The organism is Helicobacter pylori, from assembly GCF_014496485.1.
Taxonomy (GTDB): Bacteria; Campylobacterota; Campylobacteria; order Campylobacterales; family Helicobacteraceae; genus Helicobacter; species Helicobacter pylori_DD.
Window position 1 is genome coordinate 42,955 of record NZ_JACTAX010000009.1, and the last position, 26,951, is coordinate 69,905.

The 26,951-nt window shown below is 38.9% G+C and carries 25 protein-coding genes and 3 tRNA genes; 10 read left to right on the forward strand and 18 right to left on the reverse strand.

All coding sequences use genetic code 11. From position 1 onward, the window contains the following. Positions 1-3 precede the first annotated feature (3 nt). Positions 4-1,281 carry a glucose-6-phosphate dehydrogenase gene (locus IC572_RS05780; protein ID WP_187855358.1) on the reverse strand — a complete coding sequence of 426 codons (1,278 nt, stop codon included), beginning with the start codon at positions 1,279-1,281 and terminating at the stop codon, positions 4-6. Positions 1,282-1,346: 65 nt separating this feature from the next. Here IC572_RS05780 and edd point away from each other — a divergent pair, with 65 nt between their 5' ends. The 3 genes from edd to hcpC all read left to right on the forward strand — a co-directional run bounded on the left by edd (position 1,347) and on the right by hcpC (position 4,759). After that, positions 1,347-3,173, forward strand: a complete 1,827-nt coding sequence (gene edd, locus IC572_RS05785; RefSeq protein WP_187855360.1) for a phosphogluconate dehydratase — start codon at positions 1,347-1,349, stop codon at positions 3,171-3,173. Positions 3,174-3,191: 18 nt separating this feature from the next. Then, positions 3,192-3,812 (forward strand): bifunctional 4-hydroxy-2-oxoglutarate aldolase/2-dehydro-3-deoxy-phosphogluconate aldolase, encoded by a 621-nt coding sequence (locus tag IC572_RS05790; RefSeq protein ID WP_187855362.1) that lies wholly within the window; start codon positions 3,192-3,194, stop codon positions 3,810-3,812. 74 nt (positions 3,813-3,886) lie between these two features. Further along, positions 3,887-4,759, forward strand: coding sequence for a Sel1-like repeat protein HcpC (gene hcpC / locus IC572_RS05795; protein ID WP_187855364.1), 873 nt, complete (start codon positions 3,887-3,889; stop codon positions 4,757-4,759). Positions 4,760-4,962: 203 nt separating this feature from the next. Here hcpC and IC572_RS05800 read toward each other — a convergent pair whose 3' ends face one another. From IC572_RS05800 to IC572_RS05815, 4 genes are all read right to left on the reverse strand, one after another. Continuing rightward, positions 4,963-5,715 (reverse strand): SDR family oxidoreductase, encoded by a 753-nt coding sequence (locus IC572_RS05800; RefSeq protein WP_187855366.1) that lies wholly within the window; start codon positions 5,713-5,715, stop codon positions 4,963-4,965. Positions 5,716-5,732: 17 nt separating this feature from the next. Then, positions 5,733-7,268, reverse strand: coding sequence for a hypothetical protein (locus IC572_RS05805; protein ID WP_187855368.1), 1,536 nt, complete (start codon positions 7,266-7,268; stop codon positions 5,733-5,735). A gap of 429 nt (positions 7,269-7,697) precedes the next feature. Next, positions 7,698-7,773, reverse strand: a tRNA-Ala gene (locus IC572_RS05810). A 17-nt stretch (positions 7,774-7,790) separates the two neighbouring features. Continuing rightward, a tRNA-Ile gene (locus tag IC572_RS05815) sits at positions 7,791-7,867 on the reverse strand. Between the two features lie 115 nt (positions 7,868-7,982). On the opposite strand from IC572_RS05815, the gene galE reads away from it, so the two are divergent. After that, positions 7,983-9,017, forward strand: a complete 1,035-nt coding sequence (gene galE, locus IC572_RS05820; protein ID WP_187855370.1) for a UDP-glucose 4-epimerase GalE — start codon at positions 7,983-7,985, stop codon at positions 9,015-9,017. Here the strand turns inward: galE and truA are convergent. Genes truA through IC572_RS05840 form a run of 4 tightly spaced genes read right to left on the reverse strand, consistent with a single transcriptional unit; the run spans position 9,011 to position 12,452 of the window. Beyond that, positions 9,011-9,739, reverse strand: coding sequence for a tRNA pseudouridine(38-40) synthase TruA (truA, locus tag IC572_RS05825; RefSeq protein WP_187855372.1), 729 nt, complete (start codon positions 9,737-9,739; stop codon positions 9,011-9,013). The two genes, galE and truA, sit on opposite strands and share 7 nt — an antisense overlap. Further along, positions 9,740-10,777, reverse strand: coding sequence for an LptF/LptG family permease (locus IC572_RS05830; protein WP_000589949.1), 1,038 nt, complete (start codon positions 10,775-10,777; stop codon positions 9,740-9,742). Between the two features lie 10 nt (positions 10,778-10,787). Beyond that, on the reverse strand, positions 10,788-11,417 hold the full coding sequence (pcm, locus tag IC572_RS05835; RefSeq protein WP_187855374.1) for a protein-L-isoaspartate O-methyltransferase: 630 nt from the start codon (positions 11,415-11,417) through the stop codon (positions 10,788-10,790). Positions 11,418-11,426: 9 nt separating this feature from the next. Then, entirely contained in the window at positions 11,427-12,452 is a 1,026-nt protein-coding gene (locus IC572_RS05840; RefSeq protein WP_000453983.1) for a ribonucleotide-diphosphate reductase subunit beta, read from the reverse strand. A gap of 202 nt (positions 12,453-12,654) precedes the next feature. Between IC572_RS05840 and IC572_RS05845 the strand changes: the two genes are divergently transcribed. Continuing rightward, positions 12,655-12,739, forward strand: a tRNA-Leu gene (locus tag IC572_RS05845). Between the two features lie 38 nt (positions 12,740-12,777). Here the strand turns inward: IC572_RS05845 and pseC are convergent. From pseC to accB, 7 genes are all read right to left on the reverse strand, one after another. Then, complete coding sequence (gene pseC / locus IC572_RS05850) at positions 12,778-13,905, reverse strand: UDP-4-amino-4,6-dideoxy-N-acetyl-beta-L-altrosamine transaminase (protein WP_187855376.1); 1,128 nt, start codon at positions 13,903-13,905, stop codon at positions 12,778-12,780. After that, a complete protein-coding gene (locus tag IC572_RS05855; protein WP_039088562.1) occupies positions 13,902-14,501 on the reverse strand; it encodes a hypothetical protein in 600 nt (199 codons plus the stop codon). Before IC572_RS05855 ends, pseC begins: the two co-directional genes overlap by 4 nt. A gap of 92 nt (positions 14,502-14,593) precedes the next feature. Continuing rightward, positions 14,594-14,800: a type II restriction endonuclease gene (locus IC572_RS07945; protein ID WP_306344447.1), complete on the reverse strand. Its 207-nt coding sequence runs from the start codon at positions 14,798-14,800 to the stop codon at positions 14,594-14,596. A 34-nt stretch (positions 14,801-14,834) separates the two neighbouring features. Beyond that, positions 14,835-15,143 (reverse strand): type II restriction endonuclease, encoded by a 309-nt coding sequence (locus IC572_RS07950; protein WP_332246594.1) that lies wholly within the window; start codon positions 15,141-15,143, stop codon positions 14,835-14,837. Beyond that, the gene (locus IC572_RS05865; RefSeq protein ID WP_187855378.1) at positions 15,143-16,105 is read right to left on the reverse strand and encodes an SAM-dependent methyltransferase; all 963 of its coding nucleotides are present in this window, start codon (positions 16,103-16,105) and stop codon (positions 15,143-15,145) included. The genes IC572_RS07950 and IC572_RS05865 overlap by 1 nt, the downstream gene beginning before the upstream one ends. A gap of 93 nt (positions 16,106-16,198) precedes the next feature. After that, on the reverse strand, positions 16,199-17,566 hold the full coding sequence (locus IC572_RS05870) for an acetyl-CoA carboxylase biotin carboxylase subunit (RefSeq protein ID WP_187855380.1): 1,368 nt from the start codon (positions 17,564-17,566) through the stop codon (positions 16,199-16,201). 5 nt (positions 17,567-17,571) lie between these two features. Then, positions 17,572-18,054 carry an acetyl-CoA carboxylase biotin carboxyl carrier protein gene (accB, locus tag IC572_RS05875; RefSeq protein WP_001053790.1) on the reverse strand — a complete coding sequence of 161 codons (483 nt, stop codon included), beginning with the start codon at positions 18,052-18,054 and terminating at the stop codon, positions 17,572-17,574. Positions 18,055-18,178: 124 nt separating this feature from the next. Between accB and dcd the strand changes: the two genes are divergently transcribed. Beyond that, positions 18,179-18,745 (forward strand): dCTP deaminase, encoded by a 567-nt coding sequence (dcd, locus tag IC572_RS05880; RefSeq protein ID WP_000523102.1) that lies wholly within the window; start codon positions 18,179-18,181, stop codon positions 18,743-18,745. 167 nt (positions 18,746-18,912) lie between these two features. Then, positions 18,913-21,018 (forward strand): porin family protein, encoded by a 2,106-nt coding sequence (locus tag IC572_RS05885; protein WP_187855381.1) that lies wholly within the window; start codon positions 18,913-18,915, stop codon positions 21,016-21,018. Positions 21,019-21,101: 83 nt separating this feature from the next. Here the strand turns inward: IC572_RS05885 and IC572_RS05890 are convergent, their stop codons facing one another. Beyond that, the gene (locus IC572_RS05890) at positions 21,102-21,782 is read right to left on the reverse strand and encodes a 16S rRNA (uracil(1498)-N(3))-methyltransferase (RefSeq protein ID WP_187855382.1); all 681 of its coding nucleotides are present in this window, start codon (positions 21,780-21,782) and stop codon (positions 21,102-21,104) included. Beyond that, the gene (locus IC572_RS05895; RefSeq protein ID WP_187855383.1) at positions 21,783-22,214 is read right to left on the reverse strand and encodes a hypothetical protein; all 432 of its coding nucleotides are present in this window, start codon (positions 22,212-22,214) and stop codon (positions 21,783-21,785) included. It lies immediately after the preceding gene. Between the two features lie 55 nt (positions 22,215-22,269). Between IC572_RS05895 and hemH the strand changes: the two genes are divergently transcribed. The 3 genes from hemH to ccsA all read left to right on the forward strand — a co-directional run bounded on the left by hemH (position 22,270) and on the right by ccsA (position 26,836). Further along, positions 22,270-23,274, forward strand: coding sequence for a ferrochelatase (hemH, locus tag IC572_RS05900; protein WP_187855384.1), 1,005 nt, complete (start codon positions 22,270-22,272; stop codon positions 23,272-23,274). 76 nt (positions 23,275-23,350) lie between these two features. Continuing rightward, on the forward strand, positions 23,351-24,016 hold the full coding sequence (locus tag IC572_RS05905) for a SoxW family protein (protein WP_187855385.1): 666 nt from the start codon (positions 23,351-23,353) through the stop codon (positions 24,014-24,016). Positions 24,017-24,025: 9 nt separating this feature from the next. Continuing rightward, the gene (gene ccsA, locus IC572_RS05910) at positions 24,026-26,836 is read left to right on the forward strand and encodes a cytochrome c biogenesis protein CcsA (protein ID WP_187855386.1); all 2,811 of its coding nucleotides are present in this window, start codon (positions 24,026-24,028) and stop codon (positions 26,834-26,836) included. Positions 26,837-26,951: the final 115 nt, after the last annotated feature.

The window sequence follows — 26,951 nt, forward strand, 5'->3', positions numbered from 1 at the left end:
CTTTCATTGATAGAGTGGTTTTAAAAATTCTGATTCGTTGAGATGGTGGCTTTCATAGGAATATAAGGGCGTGGCGTTATTCATAAAACCCTCTATGAGCATGTCAATAAAAACCCATGACGCTTCCAATTCCAGCTGGTGGGCGAAATTATTGTGGTTATTTTGTATCGCATCATAGAGCAATTTAGCGTAGGGCTGTAAAAATTCTTGTTTGTTATGGGTTTCTAAAATAAGGGGGTTTTGATTGTCTTTTAGGGTGAGAGTGATTTTATCTTGAGAGAGGAAAAATTCCAGCGTATTGATTGCGTTAAAATGGATTTTCACGCTCGCTTGGTTGTGGGGCATTTTTTTAGCGTGCTTAAGGTAGAAAGGCACGCCTTTAAATTTGGGCGTATCCAAAAAGGCTTTAATAGCGACAAAAGTTTCTGTCTGGCTCTCTTTATTAACCTTATTTTCATCTCTATAGCCTTGATACTGGGCGCGAATAACCTGTTTTTTAAAATCTTTAGGGGGTTGTAAGGTTTTTAAAACTTTGATTTTTTCTTTTCTCAAGTCTTTTAAATCGTGGGGTAAATCTGTAGCGATAAGGGATAAAACTTGTAAGAGATGGTTTTGAACCATATCCCTTAAAGCCCCGATTTTATCGTAAAATTCGCCCCTTTCTTCTACCCCCAAAGTCTCATACACGCAGATTTCAACTGCGCTGATTTGATCCCATAAAATGTTTAAGATAGGGTTATTCAAGCGCAATTCAAGGATATTTTGAACGCCCTTTTTCCCTAAATAATGATCGATTCTAAAAATTTGCTCTTCTTTAAAAAAAGCGCTAATGCTTTGAAAAATCTCTCTACATGTCTTTAAATCATGCCCTAAGGGTTTTTCTAAAATCAAACGAGTGTTAGCGTGATTGAGCGCGTTTTGGGCCAAATTTTGAGCGGTCGTTGCAAAAAAACTAGGCGAGATAGAAAAGTAGAAAATCAAGGGCTTATTTTTTGTAGCGATTTTACTCAATTTTTCAAAGTCTTTAGGGTTATCCAAACGGACACGCAAATAACTGATATGGGCTAAAAATTCCTCACCCTTTTCTCTTGAATGCAGTTGTGTCTTTTCACAAAGGAGCACTAAAAACTCTTCATTGGATAGCTCCTTACGCCCCGATGCGATAATTCTAGAATCTTTTTTAAAACCATAATGGGTATAAATTTCATAGAGCGAAACAAAGAGCTTTCGCATGGCTAAATCCCCAGTCGCGCCAAAAAGAACCAAATCAAAATCCAACATCAATAACCCTTTTAGAGTGTTTTTAAGTTATTATTATATATTAAATCTTAATTGAAGGGGTGTTCATGCCTAAGCATTCTTTAGAACAAATCAAAGAAAAAATTACAGAGCGTAGCAAAAAAACCAGAGAGCTTTATTTAGAAAATATCTTTAACCCTAAAAACCAGCCCAAGATTGAGAGCTTGGGTTGCGCAAATATTGCGCATGTTACTGCGAGCATGCCAGAGCATTTAAAAATGCCTTTAGGTTCGCATAAAAGAAAGCATTTTGCGATTATCACGGCTTATAATGACATGCTTTCAGCCCACCAACCTTTTAAAAATTACCCTGACTGGATTAAAAAAGAATTGCAAGAGCATAACGCTTATGCGAGCGTCGCTAGTGGAGTGCCAGCGATGTGTGATGGTATCACGCAGGGTTATGATGGCATGGAATTGAGCTTATTCAGTAGAGATGTGATCGCCTTAAGCACCGCCGTAGGGTTAAGCCATAATGTTTTTGACGGGGCGTTTTTTTTGGGCGTGTGCGATAAAATCGTGCCAGGCTTGCTTATAGGAGCGTTAAGTTTTGGGAATTTAGCGAGCGTGTTTGTGCCAAGCGGGCCTATGGTGAGCGGGATAGAAAATTATAAAAAAGCCAAAGCGCGCCAAGATTTTGCACTAGGAAAAATCAACAGAGAAGAGCTTTTAAAAGTGGAAATGCAAAGCTATCATGATGTGGGCACTTGCACTTTTTATGGCACGGCTAATTCCAATCAAATGATGATGGAGTTTATGGGGTTGCATGTGGCTAATTCTAGCTTTATCAACCCTAACAACCCCTTACGGAAGGTTTTAGTAGAAGAGAGCGCCAAAAGATTAGCGAGCGGGAAGGTTCTGCCTTTAGCCAAACTCATTGATGAAAAAAGCATTCTTAACGCTCTTATAGGCTTAATGGCAACCGGAGGTTCTACTAACCACACTTTGCATTTGATCGCTATCGCTAGATCTTGCGGGGTGATTCTCAATTGGGACGATTTTGACGCAGTCTCTAACCTCATACCCCTTTTAGCTAAAGTCTATCCTAACGGATCAGCAGATGTGAACGCTTTTGAAGCGTGTGGGGGTTTAGCGTTTGTGATCAAAGAATTGTTAAAAGAGGGGCTTTTATTTGAAGACACTCATACCATTATGGATACAGAAACGCAAAAAGGCATGCAAAATTACACCAAAACCCCCTTTTTAGAAAACGACCACTTGGTGTATAAAGACGCCATCAATCATAGCCTGAATACGGATATTTTACGCCCTGTTAGCGAGCCTTTTGCCGCTAATGGGGGGCTTAAAATCTTAAAAGGTAATTTAGGGCGGGCCGTGATTAAAATCTCAGCCATTAAAGATGAGCACAGGAAAGTTAAAGCCAGAGCGATTGTTTTTAAAACCCAAAGCGAATTTTTAGAACGCTTTAAAAATAAAGAATTAGAAAGGGACTTTGTGGCGGTCTTGCCTTTCCAAGGACCTAAATCTAATGGCATGCCAGAATTGCACAAACTCACCACGAATTTAGGGGCTTTGCAGGATATGGGCTATAAGGTCGCGCTGGTTACGGATGGGCGCATGAGCGGGGCGAGTGGGAAAGTGCCTAGCGCGATTCATTTAAGCCCTGAGGGAGCGTTAAATGGGGCGATCATTAAGATTAAAGATGGCGATTGGATAGAATTAGACGCTCCTAATAACGCCTTGAATGTGCTTGAAAAGGATTTTGAAAATAGAGGGATCAACCCCTTGTTTTTAGAAACCTTAGAAAATTTAGAAAAGCCTACTTTTGGGTTGGGTAGGGAATTGTTTACGAGTTTGAGATTGAATGTTAATACGGCTGAAGAGGGTGGCATGAGTTTTGGCATAAAGATATAAAAAGATAAAGGAGATAAAATGCAAGATAAAATAATAGAGGTTTTACAAATCAGCCCCATTGTCCCTGTGGTGGTGATTGAAAATATAAAAGACGCTGTGCCTTTAGCGCAAAGCCTGATAGAGGGGGGTATTCCAATCATAGAAGTTACTTTGCGCTCCAGTTGCGCTTTAGAAGCCATAGAGCTTATCGCTAAGAATGTGCCAAAAATGCGCGTGGGTGCTGGCACGATCTTAAATCTTACTCAATTAGAGCAAGCGCAAAATAGGGGGGCAGAGTTTTTGATTAGCCCGGGCCTTACGATAGAGCTTTTAGAACACGCAAAGAAAAAAGGCATGCCCCTAATACCTGGGGTTTCTAGCAGTAGTGAAGTCATGCAAGCTTTAGAATTGGGCTATCACGCTTTAAAATTTTTCCCGGCAGAGTATTGTGGGGGCGTTAAGCTTTTAAACGCTTTTAACGGCCCTTTTAAAGGGGTGAAATTTTGCCCCACTGGGGGGATTAGTGCAGATAACATGCGTTCTTATTTGAATTTAGAAAATGTTTTGTGCGTGGGGGGGAGCTGGCTTACCCCTAAGGATTTAATTCAAAACAAAGAGTGGGATAAGATCACAGAAATTTGTAAGAGGGCGTTAGCTTAAGATAACAAAGAGATCATGGCATTTTGTATTTGCTTAATAACACTATAATAAAATTTTTAATAAGGAGATACATCATGTTAGAAAATGTCAAAAAATCCCTTTTTAGGGTTTTGTGCTTGGGTGCGTTGTGTTTAGGGGGGCTAATGGCAGAGCAAGACTCTAAAGAGCTTGTGGGTTTGGGGGCAAAGAGCTACAAAGAGCAAGATTTCACTCAGGCTAAGAAATATTTTGAAAAAGCTTGCGATTTGAAAGAAAATAGCGGGTGTTTTAATTTGGGGGTGCTTTATTATCAAGGGCATGGGGTGGAAAAGAACTTGAAAAAAGCCGCTTCCTTTTACGCTAAAGCTTGCGATTTGAATTACAGCAATGGGTGTCATTTGCTAGGGAATTTATATTACAGCGGGCAAGGCGTGTCCCAAAACACCAATAAAGCCCTACAATACTATTCTAAAGCGTGCGATTTGAAATACGCTGAAGGGTGCGCGAGCTTAGGGGGGATTTATCATGATGGTAAAGTGGTAACTAGGGATTTTAAAAAAGCGGTGGAATATTTCACTAAAGCGTGCGATTTAAACGATGGCGATGGCTGCACGATATTAGGGAGCTTGTATGATGCAGGCAGAGGCACGCCTAAAGACTTGAAAAAAGCGCTCGCTTCGTATGATAAAGCTTGCGACTTAAAAGACAGCCCGGGGTGCTTTAACGCAGGGAATATGTATCATCATGGCGATGGCGTGGTAAAGAATTTTAAAGAGGCTCTCGCTCGTTATTCTAAAGCATGCGAATTGGAAAATGGCGGAGGGTGTTTCAATTTAGGGGCTATGCAATACAATGGCGAAGGCGTAACAAGGAATGAAAAGCAAGCCATAGAAAACTTTAAAAAAGGCTGTAAATTAGGCGCTAAAGGGGCATGCGATATCCTCAAGCAGCTTAAGATCAAAGTTTAGTTTGAATAAGGCTTGATCAAACGGCTTTAAAAGGCGGTTTTTTGGGGGTTAGGCGGATTTTAGGGGAGAATTATTTCAAAATATTTCCTATTCTCTTAAGATAATGAGTTTAAAATAAAGCAACCAAAATTCTTTTTTTTTGAAACTTAAAGAGTTGTTAAAGTTTAAATTTATTCTTAAACCCCTTAAATTCTTTAAACCCCTTAAGGGTTTTTATGGGTGGGTAGGGGAGCGAAAGTTTGGCTTGTGGGCATGATTTCTATGCGGTTGATATTGACATGCGAGGGTTGTTCGTAAATCCATAGCACGATGTTAGCAATGTCTTGTGGTTTGAGGTAAAGAGTGCTTTCATAGACGGATTGGGCTTTGATTTTATCGCCTTTAAAACGCACCATGCTGAATTCGGTTTCGCCACACAAACCGGGTTCAACATTACTCACCCTAATGTTAGTGCCAGCCAAATCCGCTCGCAAATTTAAAGAAAATTGCTTCACAAACGCCTTGCTCGCTCCATAGACATTCCCACCGGGATAGGGGTAAGTGCCAGCGATAGAGCCAAGATTGATGATAGTCCCTTGATTATGCTCTATCATAGAGGGCAAGATCAAACGAGTGAGATACAACAACCCCTTGATATTCGTGTCTATCATGATTTCCCAGTCGTCTAACTCGCATTCATAAGCCTTGTTCAAGCCTAGCGCTAAGCCGGCGTTATTGATTAAAGCGTCAATGCGATCCGTCATGGAAAAAATAGCCTCTATCGCCCGCTTAGTTTCAAGCTTGTTTTGAAGATCAAAACACAAGGGAATGAAATGTTTGGGGTAAGCGAGCTGCAATTCTTGCAAATTCTCTTTTCGCCTCCCTGCGCCAAAAACCACATGGCTTTTTTGTAAAAACGCCTTAGCGATTTCTAACCCAAACCCTGAAGTCGCCCCGCTAACTAAAATGTGTGCCATTTCTATCCTTTAAAATTTTAAAAAAGCCCCTTAAGCCCTTTTTCAAGCTTTTCTTTGAGCTTATCATCTTTAAGCAAATGGTCTAAACCTTTTTTAAGGGTGTCGTTTTTTAGGATCTCTTTCAAGCCTTGTTGCAGGTTTTGTTGGATGGCTTTCTCATTTAAAATGAGGGAAAATTTTGGCTGGTGCATGTTACCTTGAAGTTTCATTTTAAAAACGAATTTTAAAATCTCCGCATCCATGAGCATGTCCATTTGTTTGGTGTTTAAATCCAATAAGCCGTTATGGATTTTCAATTGGGTTTTGGGGCTTTTTAAACTCAAATCAGAGAGCAGGCGTTGCTGGTTGATTTGGCTTACCAGATTGGCATCGTTATAAATTTCTTTAGTAATATCAAATTTAGAAATGGAGTAGAGGAAATCGCTGAATGCATTTTTGAGGAATCTTGCGTTTTTTAGGCGGGCTTTCAATGCGCCTTGCTTAGCACTAAGGTCATAATCCAAGTTAGCGTCTGCAATGGATTGGAAAAATTTAGGGTAATGGAATAAGTCTAGGACTTTTAAAGTGGAAATATTGGAAAAACGGGCTTTCAAATCTTTATTTAAAAGCGTGAAATCTAGCGCGCCGTCCAGTAAATTTGAATGGCCACTGACTTTTAAAAGTTTGGGGCTTTGCTCTATATCGCCGTTTAAAGTCAAACTCCCTTTTAGGGGGTGGTTGGTAATGTTATAGAGTTTGGCTAGGTTGGGTATTTCTAAAGTGTAGGGGGCGTTGAGTTTTAAAACAGAGAAAAGATATTCGCTTTTTAGGGCTGTGAAATTAACTAAAGGGCTAGTTAGGGTGGTATCGCTGATGGCTTTGTTTTCTTTAAAATCGCTTGAGTGCGAGAGACTGAAAACAAGCGTGTCTTTAAGGTTTAAATGAAACATTTGATTGATTAGGGCGTTATTGATTAAAGCGTTATTGGCTGTTAGAATCAAATGCCCCTCTAAAGGCTTTAGAGAGTTAAAATCTGCCTGTAAGGACACTTTTGCGTTCGCATAAGCGGGGCGATTGATTAAGTAAAGCAAATCTTCTAAATTGGCATCTTTTGCATTCAAACTTAAATGAGAAAGCTTGAAATCATCTAAAAGGGCGTTGTAGGCAGTGTGGGATTGAGCGACATTAGAGACGCCTTGAACTACAAGGGCTTTTCTATGCCCTTTAATGTTCCCAGAAGTAACAATAGCCCCCCTTAAAGGGTAGGGTATCAAATCTTTGAAAGAGTATAAATTTTTAATGTCTATATGGTAATTCAAATTTACGCTTTGCTTTAAAAGCGAGAAATCCCCCTTAAGAATGAGCGTGGAATCATCGTTGGCTTGAGCTTCAAAGTCTAAAGAGTTGAATCTTAATTTAAAGGTTTTAACGCTCAAATAACGCTCGTTCGGGTTGATTTTTTTCTCTATATACGAAGCGATGATCTTATTCCCCCATTCTGTGAAAAGGATAAGATAGGTTGTTAAAAGGCCGATTAAAAGAAGTGCGAGTAGGGTATAAAGAAGTTTTTTCATGTTTGTTTGTCCTTGAAATAAATTGAATAGAATATATTAGCTTGTTTTGTAAGGGTTTCTAACATTTTTTCCACGCTCTAACGAAAGGCTTAAATTGAGCTGATAAAGAAAGAATGAAGCGCTCAAAACCCACAGTTTAGTAACAACACGCTTACAATCATTGAAAAACTCAAAACCCTAAAATTTTAAGCCCCCTAAACAAGCGAACACTGAAAAGCTTGCGAAATTAGAAAGCGAAAAGTTACAAAGCAAAAGAGATTTTGCGCAATATAAAGAACAAAGCAAACAAAAAATCTCAATCCAACTCAATCTTTTATCAAGGAGCTTTGAGTTAAAAGACTTGCGGCGTTAAACAAAGACGATCCAATCGTTTAAGATTTCTCAACCAAGACACGACTGATAAAAAGAAAAAATTTAAGGAGAAAACAATGGTGGAGAATAGCGGGATCGAACCGCTGACCTCCTGCGTGCAAAGCAGGCGCTCTCCCAGCTGAGCTAATTCCCCAAAGATTGTAAAAGAAATGGTGGGCTTAGGAGGAGTTGAACCTCCGACCTCACCCTTATCAGGGGTGCGCTCTAACCACCTGAGCTATAAGCCCTTAAAAGCCAATAAAGATGAAATTATAGGTTAAACTTTCTTAAAAAATCCTTAAATAATAAATGGGATTAAGATGTTATAATACTCGTTATTTTTTCATTTCAAAAGGGGTTTTTATGGCATTATTATTCACAGGGGCGTGCGGGTATATAGGCTCGCATACCGCAAGGGCGTTTTTAGAAAAAACCAAAGAAAATATCATTATTGTAGATGACTTAAGCACCGGTTTTTTAGAGCATATCAAAGCGTTAGAGCATTACTACCCTAATAGGGTTACTTTTATTCAAGCGAATTTGAATGAAACGCACAAATTAGACGCCTTTTTAAATAAGCAACAGCTAAAAGACCCCATTGAAGCTATTTTGCACTTTGGGGCTAAAATCTCAGTAGAAGAATCCACGCGCTTGCCTTTAGAATACTACACCAACAACACGCTCAACACTTTAGAGCTTGTCAAACTTTGCTTAAAACATGCAATCAAGCGTTTTATTTTTTCTTCCACGGCCGTGGTTTATGGCGAGTCTGATTTTAGCTTGAATGAAGAAAGCCCCTTAAACCCCATTAATCCTTATGGAGCGTCTAAAATGATGAGCGAAAGGATTTTGTTAGACACTTCTAAAATAGCGGATTTTAAATGCGTTATTTTGCGCTATTTCAATGTGGCTGGAGCATGCATGCACAATGATTATACCACGCCTTACACGCTAGGGCAGCGCACGCTTAACGCCACGCATTTGATCAAAATCGCATGCGAATGCGCGGTGGGGAAAAGAAAAAAAATGGGGATTTTTGGCACTAACTACCCCACTAGAGATGGCACTTGCATTAGGGATTATATCCATGTAGATGATTTGGCTAACGCGCATTTAGCGAGCTATCAAACCCTTTTAGAAAAAAATAAGAGCGAGATCTATAATGTCGGCTACAATCAAGGCCATAGCGTGAAAGAAGTGATAGAAAAGGTCAAAGAAATCTCAAACAACGATTTTTTAGTGGAAATTTTAGACAAACGACAGGGCGATCCAGCAAGCCTTATTGCCAATAACGCTAAAATCTTGCAAAACACCCCTTTCAAACCCCTTTATGACAACCTAGACACCATTATCAAAAGCGCTCTAGATTGGGAAGAACACCTTTTAAGATTTCAATAATACACCCTATGCAAATACAAGCCATTAGCCATTATGGGCGTTCTTATAGTGGCTTTGAGGTTGTGGATTTGTGCTTGAATTTCAGCGAGCGTGATTTTTTCTAAGGAGTATTGAACGCATGCTTGAATGATCAAACGCACGCTGGAGCGTAAAAACGCATCGCCAATGATTTTAAACACCACGCACTCATGCCCCATGATAAAGGCTGTATAAGCCAAAGCGTTAAAAATGATGCGTTTAGGATTGGTTGCCGCTCCGCCTTCTTTTTTAAACAAAGAAAAATCATGCTTGCCTGTGAATTGCTTTAAAGCGGTATTTAATAAATCTAGTGAGCCATAATCCCCACAAGCGATATAGGGCGCTAAAAAAGGCGTTTTTAAATTCTTCGTCAAAAGGTAACGATACGCTCTTTTTTGAGCGTCAAAACGCGCATGAAAGTTTTTTTCTTCTAGTTTTTTTAAGACAATATGCGGGGCGAGTTTGGGGGCTAGATAATAAAATAATTTATCAGCGCTCCAGTGTTTTGGAGCGTGAAAAGACAGCGCTTGGTTGTTCGCATGCACGCCTTTATCCGTGCGCCCAGCCGCAACCACAACGCTTTTAATCCCTAGCGCATTTAAAGCGCCCTCTATTTTATCCTGAACGCCGAGTTTGTTAGGCTGTTTGGCATAGCCTAAAAAATACGCCCCATCATAAGCGATAGTAGCCTTAAAACACCGCATTCAATAACGCTTTAAAATGAATTTTCTAAACAACAAATAAGAGCCAAACGCCCAAATAAAGGGGAAGAAAAAGGTCATCAAAAACAAATCCGTAGAAATCACATGCACCATTAAAAAATAAACCCCAACCGCTCCAAGGACATAAAAATAACTCCAATTCGTTTTGAATCGTGGGTTGGCAATACCAAATAAGGGGATCAAAAACACGCTCGCTAAAGGGAATAAGGAAACTAAAATCGCTTGAGAAAAACGGCGTTTTTGATTTTTATTAGCGTTTTTACCAAAGGCTTTTTTCCAATAGCCTAAATAATCCGTGCCTTGCAAATAAGCCGCATCATTAGAATTGAAAGACTTGAGCTTGTTGCGCAAATGCAATTCTTCAAAATCAACTTTACGCATTTTATCGCCTTGAGTGAAATACGCATGCCCGTTATACAAATTCAATTCAAACACGCCGTTTTGATTGTTGATATTGCCTTTTTGAGCCAGAATAAAGCTTTCTTGAGAGAGGCTTTTATTAGAAAAAAGCACCAAATTATCATAGGAATTGTTTTCAGTCTTATCCACATACACGAGCCAATCGCCTAATTTTTGCCCGAATTCACCGGCCCTGATGTTAATATCAATCTTGTCTTTTTTTTGACGCAAAAACCCGTAATAAGCGCTCTTAGAAGTGGGGATTAAAATAAGCGAAAACACTAATAAAATCGCACTCACTAACAAGCTTAAAGGCACAAACGCTTTAGTCATTGTTTTAGGCGAAACCCCTAAAGAGAAAAACACTAACAATTCATGGTCATAGCTAAGCCTTGAAAGCCCCAAAGCGCAAGCCGCAAAAAAAGTGATCGGCAAAATAAAAAAAATGGTTCCTGGCAAGGAATACAAAAAGAGTTGCACCAGATCCAAAAAGCTCACTTTAATCACGAGCGTTACGCTTGCAATACTGATTAATAGCACGATAGAAGAGATAAAAAACAGCACTAAAAAGAAAGAGAAAAAGACTTGCGAAACCGCCATGAAAAGATAGTGTTTGATCATGCCTTAATCTTTATTGCACCCCATCTATGACAGGCACAAACGAGCATTTTTCTAACACTTTTTGGACGCGCAAAGCGTTATTTTGCTTCACAAAGCGTTTGATCACTTGCTCGTTGTTTTCTTGAATGGGCGCAACTAATATCCCGCCTTCTTCAAGCTGATCAATAAGCGCTTGGGGGATATTTTTAGCGCAAGCAGAGAATAAAATCCTATCATAGGGGGCGTATTGATCCCAGCCCTTGTTCCCATCAGCGAATTTAACATGAATGTTGTCTAAACCGAGATTTTTAAGGCGCAAACGCGCTTCTAAATACAGGCTTTCAATCCTTTCAACGCTAAAAACGCGCCTGAAAATTTGAGACAGCACCGCCGCTTGATAGCCGCTCCCGCAGCCAATTTCTAGCACGCTATCCACATGATCGATTTCTAAATATTGCGTCATTTTGGCCACGGTTAGGGGCGAAGAAATGTATTGTTGCGCTTGCATAGAAAGCGCGTTTAAAGTGTAGGCAAAATGTTTAAAAGGGGCTGGCACAAAAACCTCCCTTTCAATGCTTTCCATGGCCTCTCTCACTTTGGGGTGCAAATGAAAACGCTTGTGGATTTCTTCACACATCAAATGGTTTTTGATACTATTCAAACAAGCCCCTTAAAAATCATCAAAACTCACGCTCCCTTTAGCGTAATTGCTCACCCTAGCTTCAAAGAAATTGGAGCGTTGCTCATTGAAACTTGAAAAGCTCTCTACCCATTTAATGGGGTGTTGGACGCCATAAACTTTAGCGATACCCACCTTACTCAAACGGCTATCTGCTAAAAACTGGATGTATTGCTCAATCAAACTTGAAGTGAGCCCTAAAATCTTGCCTTGCGTGATATAATCCCCCCATGAGGCTTCAATTTCTACCGCTTTTTTAAACATTCCTATGACTTCATTAATCAATTTTGGCGTGAATAGATCCGCTCTTTCATTCCTTAAAGCGTTGATCATGTTTTGGAATAAAATCAAATGCGTTACCTCATCTCTTTGGATAAAACGAATCATTTGCGCTGATCCTAGCATTTTACCGCTCCTAGCCAAAGTGTAAAAATAGCTAAACCCGCTATAAAAATAAATCCCCTCTAAAATCTGGTTCGCAAAAAGCGCTTTGAGAATGTTTTCTTCTGTAGGGTTTTTGGCTAATTCCATATACACTTGCGCGATATAGTCATTCTTGCTTTTTAATTGCATATCGTTACGCCACATGTCATAAATCTCTTCAGTATTGGCACTAATGCTTTCCACCATCACCGCATACGCATGGCTGTGTAAGGCTTCTTCATAAGCTTGACGCACCAAACACAAATTGATTTCGGGGCTGGTGATAAAGGGATTGACATTATCAATTAAATTATTCGTTTGCAAGCTATCCATAAAAATGAGTTGCGCTAAAGCTCTGTCATAGCCGATCTTTTCTTCTGCGCTTAATTTCAAATAATCTCTTTTGTCATCATTCATGCTCACTTCTTCAGCAAACCAAGTGTTAGCGAGCATCGTTTTCCACAAATGATCCGCCCATTGATACTTGATTTTATTCAAATCAAACATGCTTGTAGGATTACCCCCAAAAATCTTTCTTTCATTCACACTTTCTGTAGAATCGGGGTTGTAAATTTTCTTGCGTGAAACTTCCATTTTGTTCCTTAATTTCCTTAAAACTACCTAATGATATAGCCTTGTTAGAATACCTTAAAAGAATTTAAAACCCCCTAAAAGCCAGAAAAAACTCTAAATTTATAAAAAACTTCAATTTTTCAGTATTTTTAAAGGATTAAAAAGCTAAAATACTGCTTCTTTATTTTCTACTTCTTATATAGCATGCGATGGCGTGCGGTGTGCGGAAGTGGCGAAATTGGTAGACGCACTAGACTTAGGATCTAGCGCCGCAAGGCATGAAGGTTCGATTCCTTTCTTCCGCACCATTCTTAGTGATTAAAATTTGAAGCCCTATAAATGAAACTTATTCTATCTTAAGATCCTCAAAAGTTTTTAAAACGCCATGAGCGATGTTTTGAACGCTCTCTAAATTTAAATTCGCATGACAAGGCAAGGAAATTTCAGCGTTATAAAAATCCTCCGCACTTTTTAATGGGGCTGTGTTGAAGAGCTGTTGGTACAATTGGTATTGATAAATAGGCTTGTAATGCACTTGGGCTAAAATGCCAAGTTTGTGCAAATTTTCTAAAATCAGTTTTTTGCATGTAAAAAATTTTTGGCGCATTAAAATAGGATAAAGGTGGTTAGAGCTTTGGTGTTTTAACAAGGGGTGTAAAGGGGTGAAATAAGGGTTATCTTTAAAAATCTCATCATAAACTAAAGCGATTTCTTCTCTTTTTTGCATTAAAAGGGGGGCTTTTTTAAGCTGGCTCAAACCCAAAGCGCTTTGGATTTCATTCAAGCGGAAGTTATACCCTACGCTTTTGATTTCGCCTTCAAAAAAATCTTTTTTGAGCATGCCATGAGAGCGAAACAATTTCATTTTTTCATACAATTCGCCATCGTTAGTAACGACCGCTCCCCCTTCAGCCGTAGTGATGGGCTTAATGGCATGGAAACTAAACACGCTCGCTAACGCAAAGCCTCCCACTTTTTTGTTTTGATACTCGCTCCCTAGAGCATGCGAGCTGTCAGAAAGAAAACTCAAAGAATGCTTTTTGCAAAGCTTTTGAATGCTTTCTATTTCCACGCTTTTACCGGCATAATCCACGCTCACTATGGCTTTGGTTTTTTTAGTAATGAGCTTTTCTAGGGCCAATTCATCTATATTGCCATCGTTTTTGACTTCAGCAAATACGGGTGTATAACCGCTTTCTAAAAGCATGTTAGCCGTCGCTACAAAGCTTATAGGGGTGGTGATTATTTCATTACAATCAGCACTAAATTCGCTAAAATTCCTATAGAGCGTTAAAAGGGCTGAAGTCGCGCTGTTAAACACTAACGTATGCTTAACGCCCAGAAACTCGCACAAAGCTTCTTCAAACAAAAGAGAGCGTTTGCCTTGCGTGAGCTGTTTAGAATTTAAAACCTCTAAAACAGCCTTTTTATCTTCTTCATCTAAACAAGGCTCGCTATAAGCAAACTCTTTCAAGCGAGTAAGTCTTGCAAGCGAGATGGGGTGATCTTGCTTGTGTCATGGACATCTTGGAATTTTTGAGCGTTCAATCTTGTTTTATCTAAGGTGTTGTATTCCTTGTTCAAATGATTCGTTTCAGCGAGCTGTTTTTTCCACTGGTGCAAAGAGTTTTGAATGCTTTCTTTCTCACTTTCTAATGATTTTGAAAATTTCTCCAAAGCCTTCGTGTCATCAATGTCAATATTGCTAGGGAGTTTCAAACTATCGTTGCCTGATTTTTGGTTGAAAGAATCAATCGCTTTATCCAAACGGCTTTTAAAATGCTCAAAATCGCTTCGATCTTTTTCATTGTTATGAGCGTAAGCTTTAGAAATCCCCACCAATTCTTTAGCGTCTTTATCCATGCCTTTTAAGCTTTTGAGACGGCTTTCTAAATCCCCTATGGCTAGGTTATCCTGCTTAGCTTGTTTGGCCAATTTGATCTTTTCATCATTCTCTGAAAGATTTTGAATTTCCTTATTTTCTTCTTTTCTTGCGTGCGGACTAACCCTTTGGGTATGGTAATCCCTCATTATCAAAGACGGGTTATAATGATTTGAAATCTTAGACATCCTATCCTCCACTTCATTTTATTTCTTAAAGATAAGATAAGCAAACTCTATTCCTAAAAACATTTTAATCCATTCAATTCTATCTAAAAATATTAATCTAACTCTAAAATTCTTTCTAACTCTTTGATGAGGTTTGTAATTTCTTCCAGTTCTTTAATATTGAGAGTGAGCTTATAATTGACTTGATTGTCAGGATTCATTGGCACTAGTTGCTTTTTAAACTCATTTTGTTTCATAAAGTATTTTCTTTCTTTATGAATGTAGTTGATTTCATCTTTTTTAAAAATTCTATAAAGCAATTGGTCTTCGCACACTCCTAAGCAAATCAAAAAATCATAGTTGTATCGTGGGTTTATACCATTGAACTAAAAAAGTGTTGTTAGCTCTGCCTTTTCGCGCTGTTTTAACTTCAAAGGATACACCGCTTTTTGTCATAATATCGTATTCATCATGAACAATGCCATCATTGATTACTCCATCTATAGCGTTAAGCACACTTTTTAAAAACTCTTCACCAATCTGCCCTATAGCGTTGGCTTCAAAATCTCTAATTTTTGAAAAAATAGCGTTGTAATCTTGTCCTAAATTCAATTCTTTATGTTTTTTTTCAATAATTTTTAAAAAAGTTTGTTCTAAGTCCATCAATTATCCTTTAAGCTATCCAAATGATCATGTAGGGCTTGAAAAATATGGCTTTTTCCTAAATGATAGCAAGAATTAGTCGCTAAACTTGCGTATTTTGTCCAATCAATCTCTTGGAATAGTTTTTTTAATTTAGCGTTTAAAGCCTTGTCAGTGCTAGTAAATACCACAGCAATACCAGATTGATACTTAACTTTCTCAAAGTTCTCTACAATTTGTGTGCTTTTATAAAAAGTTGATGAAATGTAAAAGGATGCTTTTTGATTAAAAATCCACTCTTTACCGCATTCTCTGTTTTTAGCCAATGAAACCGTGAAAACCTTGATATATTCGCTAAAGGGTTCTTTATGACGATTCTTATACCAAGAAAATTCACTTTTTTTGCTTTGATACTTTTTGCTCCAAATTTGAAACACGCAATGCACATCCACTTCTTTATTTTTAAAATCTATAAACGCATTTTTTTCTAAGCGTTCGCTATAAAGCAGATTCAAACCTTTCACACGATATTTAATAGAGCCTTTTCCTTGACTTTCAAAGAACATGGGCAAGATAAAACACACAAAATCACAACTTCTAGCATGGTTGATAAATTCTAGTGCCATAACCCCACGATGCCCAAAAGGAGGGTTGCCCAAGCAAATCACTTTTTGATGCGCAGGCAGTTTATAATTTAAAAAATCGCATTGAATAAAACCATCTCTTTTAGGTTCAATATCTATACCAATGCGTCTATTTTTAGGAAACAAGTCATAAAACACCCCATCGCCTGCACTTGGCTCTAAAAAAATAAAGTCATCTAGATTTTCGTATTTTTTAATCACTTCACAAGCTTTTTGGAAGCATTTTAAAGCCACACTAGGCTTAGTGAAATACTGATCTAGAACATTGCTAGAATTTTCTTTCATCTCATTGCCATTGACATAGCGTTTAGGGGCAACTTCTTTAAACAAGGTTTGCATGAAAAAACTTTACTATAAAATCATAAAATTTAATGCTGATTTTTTCTGATCGTTTAAAATCCTTAAATCATGCTTTAAGAAAATCCTTAAAACTTAAAAATTTTCTTCTAAATACTTCGTGTGGATTTTTGCTTGCCTGAAATCCGCATTTTCAAGCATTTCAAGGTGGAAAGGGATGGTCGTTTTAATGCCTTCTACTTTAAATTCCTTTAAAGCCCTTTTCATCTTAGCGATCGCTCTTTCTCTGTTTTCACCCCACACGATGAGCTTGCCAATCATAGAATCATAGTGCGTAGGCACGACATAATTGGCATGCGCATGCGAATCAAGACGCACATTCACCCCACCAGGGGCGATCCATTCGGTGATTTTACCCGGGCTTGGGTAGAATTTTTTAGGATCTTCTGCTGTGATTCGGCATTCTATCGCATGCCCTTTGAGAGAAAAGCTTTCTTGCTTGGGCAATTTTTCGCCTTGAGCGATTTTAATCATCCATTCAATGAGGTTTAACCCGCTCACCATTTCGCTAATGGTGTGTTCCACTTGCAAACGAGTGTTCATCTCCATGAAATAAAAATCTTTCATGTTGGAATCTAACAAAAATTCAAAAGTCCCCGCCCCCACATAGCCGATATATTTAGCGGCCTTAATCGCTGTTTCTAGCAAACGCTCACGAACACCCTCTTCTAAAACCACCGCCGGGGTTTCTTCAATGAGCTTTTGCTGGCGTCTTTGCACCGAACAATCCCTTTCGCCCACATGAATGACATTGCCATGCTTATCGGCTAGAATTTGGACTTCAATGTGCTTAGGCTTGTTGATGAATTTTTCTAAATACACGCTCCCATCGCCAAACGCGCTCAAAGCTTCCGTTTCTGCGGCTAAATAAAGATTTTTTAATTTGGATTTATCTTCTACGACACGCATCCCCCTTCCGCCCCCACCAGCGGCCGCTTTAATGATGACAGGGTAGCCGATTTTATCAGCGATTTCTTCAGCTTCTTGATAGCTTTTAAGCAACCCTTCACTGCCCTCAATCACGGGCATGCCGGCTTCTTTCATCACGCTTTTGGCTTTGGATTTGTCGCTCATTAAAGCCATGACTTTCGCACTCGGGCCAATAAATTCTAAAGAATGGTGCGAGCAAATCTCTACAAAATTCTGGTTTTCACTCAAAAACCCATACCCGGGGAAAATCGCATCCGCTTCAAACAATTCCGCCGCACTAATGATCGCAGGGATATTCAAGTAACTCTCGCTGGATTTGGCCCCCCCTATACACACTTTTGCGCTAGCCGTATTGAGGTAGTGGGCGTCCTTGTCAGCGATAGAATAAATGGCTATGGATTCTTTACCCATTTCTTGAATGGTTTGGATCGCTCTTAAGGCGATCTCGCCTCTATTAGCGACTAAAATGCGTGAAAGCTCTTTTTTTTCTACCTTTTTATTTTCTTTATTCATGGGTTTTAAAGCTTTTCCACTTTGATGAGTTTCGTGCCGTATTCTACCGGCTGAGCGTCTCCCACTTCAACAGAAACCACCTTGCAAGGGTATTCCACTTCAATTTCATTCATGATTTTCATCGCTTCTACAATGCCCACGATCTGCCCTTTTTTAAGCGTATCGCCCGCTTTGACATAAGGCTCAGCCCCAGGGGAGGGCGCATGATAAAAAGTGCCTACCATAGGCGAAAGCACGAAATCTTCTTTTTTATCCACAATAGGGGTGCATACCATAGGCACAGGGGTTTGAGCGTTTGGCATGCTCGCTTCTACCATGATGGGGGCTTGGATGGAGGCTTGAGAATGAGCGGGACTTAACGCATTTTTTTTCGCATAAGCGGATTCTTTATCCAAAACCAACTCAAAATGCTCATGCTTTAATTTCAAATGCCCTAAATCAGAAGCTTTAAATTCTTTGATCAACTCTTCAATTTCAGAAAGGTTCATAACGATCTATTCCTTAATATGATTTTAAAATATGCCACAAACACATCATCTTACTAAGCGTTTTTAGCAAAAAATTATTGTTATAATAACATAATTATTAACAAACTTTAAAGGCTTTGTGCGTATGGGATTAAAAGCGGATTCTTGGATTAAAAAAATGAGTTTAGAGCATGGCATGATTAGCCCTTTTTGCGAAAAGCAAGTCGGTAAGAACGTGATTAGCTATGGTTTGAGCAGTTATGGGTATGATATTAGAGTGGGGAGTGAGTTCATGCTCTTTGATAACAAAAACGCTTTAATTGACCCTAAAAACTTTGATCCTAACAACGCGACTAAAATTGATGCGAGTAAAGAAGGCTTTTTTATTTTGCCCGCTAACGCGTTCGCTCTAGCCCATACGATAGAATATTTTAAAATGCCTAAAGACACTTTAGCGATTTGTTTAGGCAAAAGCACTTACGCCAGGTGTGGGATCATTGTGAACGTTACGCCTTTTGAGCCGGAATTTGAAGGCTACATCACGATTGAAATTTCTAACACTACTAATCTACCGGCTAAAGTCTATGCTAATGAGGGGATTGCGCAAGTGGTGTTTTTACAAGGCGATGAAATGTGCGAGCAAAGCTATAAAGACAGAGGCGGTAAGTATCAAGGGCAAGTGGGCATCACTTTGCCTAAAATTTTAAAGTGATTTGGAGAAAGATAAAAGCATTTATCCCTAGAGCGTTGTTTATTTTTTAATACAAACAATACCGCAATTTCTTAAAAATGTATTATAATACGAAAATTCAGTTTGATTGAGTTACAAACTCTTTGAGAACAAAACGCTAAACCATTTAGGAAATTTAGGAAAATACCATGCTAAGGCTCGTTAGTAAAACGATTTGTTTGTCTTTAATTAGCTTGTTCAACCCTTTAGAAGCCTTTCAAAAACACCAAAAAGACGGCTTTTTTATAGAAGCCGGGTTTGAAACCGGGTTATTAGAAGGCACACAAACTAAAGAAGAAGCAACAACTCAAAACGCCCAAAACACCCACAACACCTATGAAAACCCCCTAACCCACCCGCAAAGTAAAGAGCAAAACAAAAGCGATACGGCCACCCCCCAAAGCGTTTATGGGAGATACTACATCCTCCAAAGCACCATTTTAAAAAACGCAACGGCTTTATTCACCACGGATAATATAGAAAATGGCTTAACTTTTTATTCTCAAAACCCTGTGTATGCGAATATGGTTAATGGGAGAGTAACCATACAAAACTTTCTGCCTTATAATTTAAATAATGTTGAACTGAGTTTTAAAGACGCTCAAGGCAAGGTGGTCAATTTAGGCGTGATAGAGACTATCCCTAAGGATTCTCAAATCATTCTGCCTGCAAGCTTGTTTAATGATTCAGAATTTGAACAAGCTGATAGCTTTAATTACCAACAACTTCAAGCCACTGCCACACAATTTTCTGATGCTAACACGCAAAGTTTGTTTAAAAAGCTCAGCCAAATCACGACCAATGTAACGATGAGTTATGAAAACGCCGATACTAACAATTTTAAAGGTAATTGCCATGATTGTGTGTCAGATTTCACCCCACAAACCGCAGAAGAATTGACCAATTTAATGTTGGATATGATTGCGGTGTTTGACTCTAAATCGTGGGAAGAAGCCGTTTTAAACGCTCCTTTCCAATTTTCTAACAGCTCATCAGAGTGCGGCTCTGACTTTCCTAAGTGCGTGAATCCTTTCAATAACGGGCGTGTCGCTCCCATCTATGAAAAATACGTGCTAACCCCACAATCCGTTATAGATGCGTTTAGAAGAACGATCAATCTTGAAGTGAATATCCTAAAATCAGGGTTTGTAGGGCTAGGGTATGAACTTGATGATAATGATGGTAATCTGGGGATAGAAGCTTCTGCCTTAAATCCTGAAAAATTGTTTGGTAAAACTTTGAACAAAGTTGATATTGTGGAATTAAGAGACATTATCCATGAATTTAGCCACACTAAAGGCTATACGCATAACGGGAACATGACTTATCAAAGGGTGCGCTTGTGCCAAGAAGGAAACGGGCCAGAAGTGCGGTGTGAAGGCGGGCATGAAGTGGAGAAAAACGGGAAAGAAGAGCTAGAATTTAGTAACGGGCATGAAGTGAAAGACCATGATGGTTACGACTATAATGTTTGCTCTCGTTTTGGCGGCAAAAATCAGCCCGCTTTCCCTAGCAATTACCCCAATTCCATTTATACGAATTGCGCTCAAGTCCCCGCTGGGCTTATAGGGGTTACCACCGCTGTCTGGCAACAGCTCATCAATCAAAACGCTCTGCCCATTAATTTCGCTAATTTGAGCAGCCAAGCCAACTATTTAGACGCCAGTTTGAACGCACAAAATTTTGCAACCTCTATGATCAGTGCGATCGCGCAAAATTTTTCCACCACTTCCACCACCACTTACCGCTCTTCAAGTAAGAATTTTAGAAGCCCTATTTTAGGGGTTAATGTTAAAATAGGCTACCAACATTATTTCAATGACTGCATAGGGTTAGCCTATTACGGCATCATCAAATACAACTACGCTCAGGCTAACGATGAAAAAATCCAGCAATTAAGCTATGGTGGGGGAATGGATGTGTTGTTTGATTTCATCACCACTTATGCTAATAAAAAGCAAAGCAATCCAACTAAAAAAGTTTTTGCTTCCTCTTTTGGGGTGTTTGGGGGGTTAAGGGGCTTATACAATAGCTACTATGTTTTCAATCAAGTCAAAGGAAGCGGTAATTTAGATATAGTTACCGGGTTTAATTACCGCTACAAGCATTCTAAATATTCCATAGGCATTAGCGTTCCTTTAATCCAAAGCGGTATTAAAATCGCTTCTAATAATGGCATCTATGCGAACTCTATTGTTTTGAATGAAGGGGGCAGCCATTTTAAAGTGTTTTTTAATTACGGGTGGATTTTTTAAATTTTAAAACTTTGCTTTACTTGAAGCTTTTTAGCAAAAAGTTAAGTTTTTAGAATTTGTTTTTAAAACTTTTGCGATACCCCCTAAACTTGCACGATACTCGCTACAAACACGCATGCACTCTCAGACTTTAGCACCATATCTAATGGGATGCGATAAATTTCACGCTCTTTAAAATACTCCCTTTCTTGTTCGCTAAAGCCCCCTTCAGGCCCTATGATAACGCCTTTTTCAAAATTCGCGCTTGCGGGTAGTATTTCACCCTTAAAATCCAAAACGCTCGCCTTAGGGTAGGCGTTTAACACCTCTTTGGTGCTTGGAAACACTTCCAATTCCATTAAAACGCTGCGGCCGCATTGCTCGCAAGAATGGATCAAAATCTTTTGAAAGCGCTCTAATTTGGCGCTGTCTATTTTTTCATTACGCTGGCTAAAATCCGCATAGAATAAACTCAACTTGCTCACGCCTAACTGGTTTAAAAAAGGCAAAATTTTTTCAACGCTTTTGATTTCAATCACGCTCAAAATCAAATGCGTTTTTTTATTAGCCATAATCTCTAATAGTTGCGCACCCACTAACCTTAAAAGGGCGTGTTTTTTAGCGATTTCTGCATGCTCATAGGTGTATAAAAAGCCGTCTTTTAAATTCCTTAACTCCAAACGACTCGCGCTTTTGATACGTCTTGAGCGGTATAAATGGATGTAACTCTCGCCTTCTATTTTTAAAGTAGGCTCTTTGGCTAAAGGGTGGTAGACAAAACGCATTCAAATGCCCATTAACACAACAATAAGAATCGTTTCTAAAAAATACAGGATTTTAGCTTTTTTGATATAGGCTTCCATCCTTTCTTTTTTAGTGATAGCGAATTTCACGCTTTTATGGCGTTTGATTTCTGCAATAAGCATCAACAATAACCCTAAAAGCATGATAACAGCGCTAAAAGAAAATTCAAATTGTTGCATCGCCCAAATAAAAACCCCACTCAAAAGAGCGATGCTTAAAAGAATGTAAATCGCTGGCATGACAAGATAGATTTTTTTGTTCAATTGGATGAAATTTTTTTCTTTAAAAAGGGTGTAAAGATTGATCATAAAAGCTAGGGCAAGCAAAGCGGCAAAAAAGGCATGGACAAGCAAGGATTGAGCCATCACAGAAGAATCTTGTGTATTTAATGCTTGCAAACTCATCTCTAACATTAACTTCTTTCTAACGATTTATTTTTTATTAATCGTTTTATTTTAGCATGTGCTAATGGATTTGATCAATGAAAAGCTTAATAATTTAGAAAATAACGCCACAAAATCCCCCAAAGAAGCGGTTGTCCTTTTGAATATGGGAGGGCCTAACAGCCTTTATGAAGTGGGGGTGTTTTTAAAAAACATGTTTGATGACCCCTTTATCCTTACCATTAAGAATAATTTCATGCGTAAAATGGTGGGTAAAATGATCGTCAATAGCCGCATAGAAAAATCCAAAAAAATCTATGAAAAATTAGGAGGCAAATCCCCTTTAACGCCTATCACATTCGCCCTTACAGAGCGTTTGAATGAATTGGATCCTTCTCGTTTTTACACCTATGCGATGCGTTATACCCCCCCTTATGCGTCTATGGTCTTGCAAGATTTAGCCTTAAAAGAGATAGAAAGCTTGGTGTTTTTTTCCATGTATCCGCAATATTCTAGCACCACCACCCTTTCTAGTTTCAATGACGCTTTTAACGCCCTAAAATCCTTAGAAACTTTCCGCCCCAAAGTGCGAGTCATAGAACGCTTTTATGCTGACAAAAAGCTTAATGAAATCATCTTAAACACGATTTTAAACGCCCTAAACAACCGCAAAAGCCAGGATTTTGTCTTAATCTTTTCCGTCCATGGATTACCTAAAAGCGTTATTGATGCCGGCGATACTTACCAGCAAGAATGCGAACACCATGTGAGCTTGTTAAAAGAGTTGATGCAACAAAAAAATATCCCTTTTAAAGAAGTTTTACTCTCTTACCAATCCAAGCTAGGGCCTATGAAATGGCTAGAGCCAAGCACTGAAGAATTAATAGAAAAGCACCGCAAGTCTCATATTATCATCTATCCTTTGGCTTTTACGATTGATAATTCTGAAACGATCTATGAATTAGACATGCAATACCGCTTGATGGCAGAGCGCTTGGCGGTTAAAGAATATTTGGTTTGCCCATGCTTAAACGATTCCATAGAGTTTGCACAATTCATTATTGAACGGGTTAAAAATCTCAAGGAATAGTAAAATGCGCATAAAAAAGCGATTATTGTAGTAAGATACCTAGTTTTCAAACCCATTAAAAGATAAAGGTTATTTCATGTTTTCACTTTCTTATGTTTCCAAGAAATTTTTAAGCGTGTTGCTATTGATTTCGCTATTTTTAAGCGCTTGCAAATCCAACAATAAAGACAAGTTAGATGAAAATCTTTTAAGCTCTGGCTCTCAAAGCTCCAAAGAATTGAACGATGAGCGAGACAACATAGACAAAAAGAGCTATGCCGGTTTAGAAGATGTTTTTTTAGACAATAAGTCCATTAGCCCTAATGATAAATACATGCTTTTAGTTTTTGGCCGTAATGGTTGCTCCTATTGCGAAAGGTTTAAAAAAGATCTCAAAAATGTCAAAGAATTGCACGACTACATTAAAGAGCATTTTAGCGCTTACTATGTCAATATCAGCTACTCCAAAGAGCATGATTTTAAAGTCGGCGATAAAAATAATGAAAAAGAAATCAAAATGTCTACAGAAGAATTGGAGCAAATTTATGCCGTCCAATCCACCCCTACGATTGTTTTATCCGATAAAACCGGTAAAACCATCTATGAATTGCCCGGCTATATGCCTTCTACGCAATTTTTAGCCGTGTTAGAATTTATCGGCGATGGGAAGTATCAAGACACGAAAAACGATGAGGATCTCACTAAAAAATTAAAGGCTTACATCAAGTATAAAACCAACCTTTCTAAAAGCAAGTCTAACTAGGAAAGTCTAATGAAGAATCTCAAAAGCCTGCTTTCTTTTTTGCTGGCTTCTTTTTGGGTCGCTATCCCTTTAATCGCGCTCTATGCCTTAGCGTGCGCGATAGCCACTTTTATAGAAAACGATTACGGCACGAGTGCGAGTAAGGCTATCGTGTATAACACCCCTTGGTTTAATTTTTTGCATGCGTATTTGTTGGTGGTTTTAATAGGCGCATTCATTAAATCTAAAGCTTTGGAACGCAAAAGATATGCGAGCCTTTTTTTCCACAGCTCCTTGATTTTCATCATTTTAGGGGCAGCCATCACGCGCTTTTTTGGTATAGAAGGGCTTATGCATGTGCGAGAAAATAGCGTGCAAAGCTCTTTTGAAAGCGCGGACACTTATCTTAATATCACTCTTAATGACACCACCAAACTTTCTTTAAAAACGCCTTTAACCTTTTATCATTCCAAACGATTAAGACCCATTCATGCCACTTTAAATCACAAGCCTTTAATTTTAGAACCTTTAGAGATCTACAAGCAAAACGCCATTAAAAAAGATGATGCTACCATTTTAGTGTTAAAGGCGACTTATAACGGCGTGAGCCACAAATTCAACCTCATTAAAAACAACAGGAATGAAGGCATAGAAGAAAGCGAGGTGTTTAAAGACGACAAGCTCTCTTTAAGTTTTGGATCCGCTTACATTGAATTGCCCTTTCAAATCAAATTGAAGCGTTTTGAATTAGAGCGTTACGCCGGCTCTATGAGCCCTTCATCTTACGCTTCAGAAGTGGAAGTGTTGAAATTGGATAACACTTTAATCAAACCTTATAGGATTTTTATGAACCATGTTTTAGATTATGAAGGTTATCGCTTTTTCCAATCTTCCTATGATACGGATGAAAAAGGCACGATCCTTTCTGTCAATAAAGACCCGGGCAAAATCCCCACTTATTTAGGGTATGCGATGCTTATTTTAGGGGCTTTGTGGTTGCTTTTGGATAAAAACGGGCGCTTTTTAAAGCTTTCACGCTTTTTAAAATCCCAACAAATGGCTAGTTTCTTGCTCGCTTTAATTTTAATCAGCCCTTTTACTTCTTCGTTCGCCAATGAAGGCCAAATTGACATGCATGGGGGTAAAAGCGCTAAAATTGAGCGACAAAGCGTAGAAAATTCCGCCCAAAAAGAAAACTCTAAAAGCGCGATTTTAGAGCGTTTGAAGCATTTAAGAGAGTATTCCAAAGACCATTTAAAAGCCTTTCAAAGGCTTCAAGTTCAGGATTTTGATGGGCGTATCAAGCCTTTAGACACCATTAGCATTGAATACATTCATAAGATTTTAAGAAAAGATGATTTTCAAGGGCTAAACGCCATGCAAGTGCTTTTAGGGATCATGTTTTTCCCCAATGATTGGCGTAGCGTTAAAATGATTTACACTTCTAATAAAGCCTTAAGAAAGCTTATCGGCACGCCTTTAGACGAAAGTCGTATCGCTTTTAGAGATGTTTTTGATAGCCGTGGGTATAAATTAAAAAATCTGGTTGAAGAAGTCAATCAAAAATCCCCTAACGCACGCAACGAGTTGGATAAAGATGTCTTAAAAGTGGATGAACGCATCAACTTAGTCTATACGCTTTTTAGCGCTCAATTTTTACGCATTTTCCCTAGCGATAAAACCAGTGCTTGGCTCTCGCCCATTGAAGCGATCAACAGCCCTAATAAAGAAATTTCAAGCGTGGCAACGGCGTTTTTAAAAAATATTTTTAGCGGGTTTGATGACGCTTTAAAAACCAACCAATGGGATAAAGTAGAAAAAACCCTAAAAGATTTAAGCGTCTATCAGCAAGAGCATGCCAAAAATCTCTATTTATCCTCTTCAAAAGTGGATTCTGAAATTTTTTTAAACCACACCAATTTTTTTAACAGCCTGACCTTGCCTTATATCCTTTTAGGGTTATTGCTTTTTATCGTTGTGATCAGCTCTCTTATTAAAAACACTCCCCCTAATATTTGGTTCACTAGAATCCTTTATACCGCTATCTTGCTTTGCACGATCGCTCATTCTATGGGGCTAATCTTGCGTTGGTATGTGAGCGGGCATTCGCCTTGGAGCAACGCTTATGAGTCCATGCTTTATATCGCATGGGCTTCTGTTATCGCAGGGTTTGTTTTACGCTCCAAACTCGCGCTATCGGCTTCTAGCTTTTTAGCCGGTATCGCGCTCTTTGTGGCTCATTTAGGCTTTATGGACCCTCAAATCGGCCATTTAGTGCCGGTGTTAAAATCCTATTGGCTCAATATCCATGTCTCTATCATCACCGCTAGTTATGGTTTTCTGGGCTTGTGTTTTGTGCTAGGGATTTTAAGTTTGGTTTTGTTTATTTTGCGCAAACAAGGGCGTTTCAATTTAGACAAAACCATTCTTTCCATTAGCGCTATCAATGAAATGAGCATGATTTTAGGCCTGTTCATGCTCACAGCCGGGAATTTCTTAGGCGGGGTGTGGGCGAATGAATCTTGGGGGCGCTATTGGGGGTGGGACCCTAAAGAAACTTGGGCGTTGATTTCTATTTGCGTCTATGCTTTAATCTTGCATTTGCGTTTTTTAGGTTCTCACAATTGGCCCTTTATTTTAGCGAGCAGCAGCGTGCTAGGGTTTTATTCGGTTTTAATGACTTATTTTGGCGTGAATTACTACCTTTCTGGCTTGCACAGCTATGCCGCAGGCGATCCCTTGCCGATCCCTACTTTTTTATACTTTTTGGTAGCGATACCTTTTATCCTTGTGATCTTGGCGTATTTCAAACGCCATTTGAGTTTGCCTAAATTGGTTTAAAAGGGTAAAAATGTTCCAGCCCCTATTAGACGCCTTTATAGAAAGCGCTTCCATTGAAAAATGGCCTCTAAATCTCCCCCCCCTAAAAATCGCTGTGGCGAATTGGTGGGGAGAT